5 protein-coding genes are annotated in these 5,124 nt (G+C 67.1%); 4 read left to right on the forward strand and 1 reads right to left on the reverse strand.

What is annotated here, in order from left to right:
• Window positions 1-70: 70 nt before the first annotated feature.
• From purD to O2807_11645, 4 genes are all read left to right on the forward strand, one after another.
• Window positions 71-1,348, forward strand: coding sequence for a phosphoribosylamine--glycine ligase (purD, locus tag O2807_11630; protein ID MDA1001148.1), 1,278 nt, complete (start codon window positions 71-73; stop codon window positions 1,346-1,348).
• 1 nt (window position 1,349) lies between these two features.
• Window positions 1,350-2,462: an alkaline phosphatase family protein gene (locus O2807_11635; GenBank protein ID MDA1001149.1), complete on the forward strand. Its 1,113-nt coding sequence runs from the start codon at window positions 1,350-1,352 to the stop codon at window positions 2,460-2,462.
• A gap of 78 nt (window positions 2,463-2,540) precedes the next feature.
• A complete protein-coding gene (locus O2807_11640) occupies window positions 2,541-3,578 on the forward strand; it encodes a zinc-binding dehydrogenase (protein MDA1001150.1) in 1,038 nt (345 codons plus the stop codon).
• Between the two features lie 22 nt (window positions 3,579-3,600).
• On the forward strand, window positions 3,601-4,056 hold the full coding sequence (locus O2807_11645; protein ID MDA1001151.1) for a MaoC family dehydratase N-terminal domain-containing protein: 456 nt from the start codon (window positions 3,601-3,603) through the stop codon (window positions 4,054-4,056).
• Here O2807_11645 and O2807_11650 read toward each other — a convergent pair.
• Window positions 4,053-5,030: an amidohydrolase family protein gene (locus O2807_11650; GenBank protein MDA1001152.1), complete on the reverse strand. Its 978-nt coding sequence runs from the start codon at window positions 5,028-5,030 to the stop codon at window positions 4,053-4,055. The genes O2807_11645 and O2807_11650 overlap by 4 nt on opposite strands.
• Window positions 5,031-5,124 lie beyond the last annotated feature (94 nt).

Raw genomic sequence — 5,124 nt, forward strand, 5'->3', positions numbered from 1 at the left:
GCCGGCGGGGCAAGGTGGGCGCATCGGCCCCCTCATTTCACGTCATCATTCTCTTCACCGGAGATTGTCCATGAAAGTCCTCATCGTGGGCGGCGGCGGCCGGGAGCACGCCCTCGCCTGGAAGCTGAAGCAAAGCCCTGAAGTTTCCGGGATCCTCTGCGCGCCCGGCAACGCCGGCACCGCCCGCCTCGGGCGCAACGAGCCGATCGGCGCGGAGGATCTGGCCGCCCTCCTGACGCTGGCGAAGAGCGAGCGGCCTGGCCTCGTCGTCATCGGCCCGGAAGCCCCCCTCGCCCTCGGGCTGGCGGACCGGCTCGCCGAAGCGGGCATCCCCGCCTTCGGGCCGAATGCTGCGGCGGCCCAGATCGAATCGAGCAAATCCTTCTCGAAGGAATTGATGAAGGAAGCCGGCATCCCCACGGCGGATTTCGGGGTTTTCGATAACGCTGAAAAAGCGAAATCCTTCGTCCGCGCGCGCGGCGGGGCGTGGGCGGTCAAGGCGGACGGTCTCGCGGCGGGCAAGGGCGTGCTCATCTGCCCGGACGTGGCCCACGCCGAGGCGGCCATCGCTCAAGTCATGGAGGACCGCGCCTTCGGCGACGCCGGGACGCTCTGCGTGGTGGAAGAATTTCTCGAAGGAGAGGAAGCGAGCCTGCTCGCCTTCGTGGACGGGGAGCGCGCCCTGCGCCTGCCCTCGGCGCAGGATCACAAGCCCATCGGCGAGGGGGACACCGGCCTCAACACCGGCGGGATGGGTGCCTACTCCCCCGCCCCGGTCCTCACGCCCGCACTCGAAAAGAAGGCCATGCGCGAAGTCATCCAGCCCGCCGTTGACACGATGAAGCGCCGCGGCACTCCCTACCGTGGCATTCTCTACGCGGGCCTCATGATCAAGGACGGCGACATCAAGGTGCTTGAGTTCAACTGCCGCTTCGGCGATCCGGAGTGCCAGCCCCTGCTCATGCGGATGGACGGAGATCTTCTTCCCATCCTCATGGCGTGCGCCCAGGGAAGCCTCGCGCACACCCAGATCGACATCTCGCCGGACGCCGCCGTCTGCGTCGTCATGTCGGCGAAGGGCTACCCCGGCGACTACCCCAAGGGGGATCGCATCCACGGCCTCAACGCCGCGGGAGAGATGGAGGGTGTCGTCGTCTTTCACGCCGGAACGAAGCTGGACGAGGAGGGCCACACCGTCACCTCGGGCGGGCGCGTCCTCGGCGTGACGGCGCGGGGGGCGGACATCAAAACCGCCATCCGCCGGGCCTATGCGGCGGCGGCCAAAATCCATTGGGAAGGCGCCTACCTCCGCCGCGACATCGGTGCCAAGGCCATCGGCCGCACCTGAGATGAAAGCCCTCATCGTCTGCATCGACGGGGGCGACCCCGCCTACTTCGAGACCTCCGGCACCCCGAACCTCGATCGGCTCGGCGCGGAGGGCGCACGTCTCATCGTCTCGGCCCAGATGCCCACCGTCACCAACGTGAACAACGTCTCGCTCATCTGCGGAGCGCCGCCCGCCGCCCACGGCATCACGGCCAACTACTTCCTGAACAAGGACACCGGGGAGGAGGTTTACATGGAATCGGGCGATTTCGTGTGCGCCCCCACCCTGATGGAAAAAGGGCGCGCGGCGGGCCTGAAGGGGGCCGTCCTCGCCTCGAAGCAAAAGCTTTGCGGCATGATCGGCAAAGGGGCGGACGTTCTCGTCACGGCGGAGGATCCTCCCGCCCGGCTCCTCGCCCGCGCCGGGAAGAAGGAAGAAATTTACAGCGGGGCGGTCAACCTCTGGCTTCTGCGGGCGGCGCGGGCCGTCATCGAAGAAGACGCGCCCGATCTCCTCTACGTCACGACGACCGATTACATCCAGCACATGCACGGGCCGGACGCGGAAGAGGCCCAGGCGCATTTCGCCGCCCTCGATGCGGAGATCGGAAGACTCGCCGATGCCTGGACCACCCTCCATCCCGATGGGGCAATCTTCGTGACGGCCGATCACGGGATGCGGGGCAAGACGCGCGCCCTCGATCCGGGGGTGATCCTCCGCGCGGCGGGAATCGCGGCAGACGCCGTCCCCATCATCAAGGACCGCTACACCGCCCACCACGGCAACCAGGGGGGCGCGGCCTACGTTCACCTGAAGGACCCGGCCGCGCGGGATGCGGCGCTGGCGGCCCTGCGCGAAATCTCTGGCATCGAGGAGGCGATCCCGGGCGAGGAAGCCGCCCGGCGCTTCCGCCTCATGCCCGAGCGCGTGGGGGACATCATGGCGCTCGCAGATGAGACGACCGTCTTCGGAGTGCAGACGGAAGCCGAGCGCGCGATCGCGATTCGCAGCCACGGCGCCCTGCACGAGGCGCAGGTCCCCCTCTTCGCCTGGCGGGCGCCATTCTTCAAGCCGGATGCGGGGGCTTTTCATTTCGATGCGGTGCGCAGCGTCATGGAGGGCATCGGCGGCTAGCCGCGGCGTTGCCGCGCCGGGGTCCGCATGGTCTAATTCTTCTCATCATTCCATCCCTTTCCCAGCTGGAGTCATCCTATGAAAGCCATGGTCTTGAAGGAAAAAGGAACCCCCTTTGTGCTGGAGGATCGCCCCATCCCCGAGCCCGGGCCGGGCGAGGCCACCGTCCGCGTCCTCGCCTGCGGGGCGGGGCTCACCATCCATCACACAAGGATGGGGAGAACCGATGCGAAATACCCGATTGTCATCGGCCACGAGATCACCGGCGAGGTCACCTCCCTCGGCGCAGGTGTCACCCGCCTCGCCATCGGCGATGCCGTCGCCTGCTACTTCTATCTCTCCTGTGGGGATTGCCGCTGGTGCCGGAACCAGCTCGAGCCGCTTTGCGAAAACTTCAAGGGCTACATCGGCCGCGCGATCGACGGCGGCTACGCCGAGTACATGAAGGCCCCGGCCTGGAACCTCATCAAGCTTCCCCCGGGGCTCGACTACAAGAGCCACCCGGCCGAGGTGGGCGTCATCTGCGACGCCATCGCCACCCCCTACAAGGTCACGAAGCGGGCGCAGATCGTCCCGCAGGACACGGTGGCCGTCGTCGGCGCGGGCGGCGGGGTGGGGATTCACATGGTGATGCTCGCCAGCTGGAAGGGCGCGCGCGTCATCGCCGTGGACATCGCCGCAGAAAAGCTCGCCCGGTGCAAGGAGGTCGGCGCCGATGCGGTAGTGGACGCCTCCCGCGGCAAGGTGACCGAGGACCTTCTCGAGCTCACAGGCGGAAAGGGGGTGGATGTCGTCGTGGACTTCGTCTCCTCCGCCCAGACGCTGGGGGACGGGGTCAAGGCGCTCGGCCGCAGGGGCCGCCTCGTCACCCTGGGCGGCAACCCGCAACTCTTCGAGGTCTCCGCGCGCGATATGCTCTCCAAGGAACTCACCCTGATGGGCAGCCGCTACCTCACCCGGCAGGAGTTGCACGAATCGCTCGAACTCGTGGCCCGCGGGGAATTCTGGCCGCTCGTCACCGAAACCTACAAGCTCGAGGAGGCCGAAAAGGCCCACGAGCGCCTCGAGGCGGGAGCCGTGCTCGGCCGGCAGGCCCTCATCATGGACGGCGCCTGATGCGCCGCGCCGGGGAAATGCCGTGCGCCGGGTAAAACCCTTCGAGGCGTGGGTGCCGGGCGAGAAGCTCACCACCCGCGCCCGAACGGTGACCGAGGCGGACATCCTCGCCTTCGCCGGGACGGCGGGCTACGCCGAGAGCCTCTTCTACGACATGGAACACCTGCGCGCCCTCGGGCACGCGCGCCGCTTCGCGCCCGCCCTTTTGACCTGCGCCGTGGCGGACGGGCTCATCATCCAGAGCGGGGTGCTCGAGGGGGTGGCGATCGCCCTGCTCGGCATCGAGCGCCTCACCGCGAAGGCGCCGCTTTACGCGGGCGACACCATCCACGTTGAGGTCGAGGTCACCGAAACCGCTCCATCGAGGAGCAAGCCCGATCGCGGGGTGGTGGCGACGCGCCAAAGAGTCATCAACCAGAACGGGGATGTCGTGCTGGAATACGACGTGAAGCGGATGGTGAAGCGCGGGGAGCGTTAAAGCCCGAAAAACTCCTTCGCCGTCCCGCTCCAGATCCGATCGGTTTCTTCCGCAGAGAGCCCCAGACTTTCCACCAGCTTGACGTGATTCTTGATCGGCACCCAGGGGGAGTCGGTGGCGAACATGATGCGCTCCGGCCCCATCTCGCGCACCGCCAGCTCGAGCGCCGCCTTCGAGTGCGCCACCGCGTCGGTGTAGACCCGCCGAAAGTATCCGCTCGGCGGCTGGGTGAGGTTTTCATCCCCGCCGGGGTGGATGCTGGTGAGGTAGTCCACCCGCGCCATGAGAAGGGGGAGCGTCGCCCCCGCGTGGGGGAGCAGCACCTTAAGATCCGGCAGGCGCTCCATGACGCCCGAGAGGATGAGGCGCAGCGTGGCCAGGCTCTCATCGAAGAGAAAGCCGACGAGGGGCCCGAGCCAGAAATCCTGGTAGACATGGGAGGAGGGCGAGGGCCCCGGATGCAGCACCAGCGGAACCCCCCGCTCGGCCAGCAGCGCCCAGAGGGGCGCGAAGGCGGGATCGTCCACCGGCCGCTTCCCGCCGATGTAGGCGAACACCTGCAGGCCGACGAACCCGAGGTCATCCATGCAGCGCTCCAGCTCACGGCAGGAGGCCTCGATGCTCCCGAAACCCAGATTCGCCACCCCGCGGAAACGGCCGGGATGGCGGCTCACCGCCTCGGCGATGCCGTCGTTCCCGATACGGGCCAGCTCGTCCGCAACGGCGGGTTTTTTGGCGAGATCGGGGCCCGGAATGTTCAGGCTGAGGAGACTGAGATCGACCCCGTTCTCGTCCATCTCCTTGAGTTTGACCGAGAGATCGAAGATCGAAGGGGGCATGGGGAGCTTGTCCACCTCGGTTCCCCACGCCCAGGTCTTCCCCCCCGTGCTTTCCATCCGGGGAAAATCGGTGCGCGCCTCCAGCGCTTTCACATAAGCCTCTGGCATGTAGTGGGTCTGAACATCAATCCGCATGAGGATTCTCCAACGAAGAGAGCCGTTTGGTAGTGGGTCAGTTTGCACAACGGACCCGTGGTGTCATTCCGAAGGAGCGCAGCGACTGAGGAAT

The organism is bacterium (assembly GCA_027622355.1).
GTDB lineage: Bacteria > UBA8248 > UBA8248 > UBA8248 > UBA8248 > JAQBZT01.

Coding starts and splice junctions, on each gene's coding strand:
- purD (MDA1001148.1), top strand. CDS start 71: ATGAAAGTCCTCATCGTGGGCGGCGGCGGCCGGGAGCACGCCCTCGCC.
- O2807_11635 (MDA1001149.1), top strand. CDS start 1,350: ATGAAAGCCCTCATCGTCTGCATCGACGGGGGCGACCCCGCCTACTTC.
- O2807_11640 (MDA1001150.1), top strand. CDS start 2,541: ATGAAAGCCATGGTCTTGAAGGAAAAAGGAACCCCCTTTGTGCTGGAG.
- O2807_11650 (MDA1001152.1), bottom strand. CDS start 5,030: ATGCGGATTGATGTTCAGACCCACTACATGCCAGAGGCTTATGTGAAA.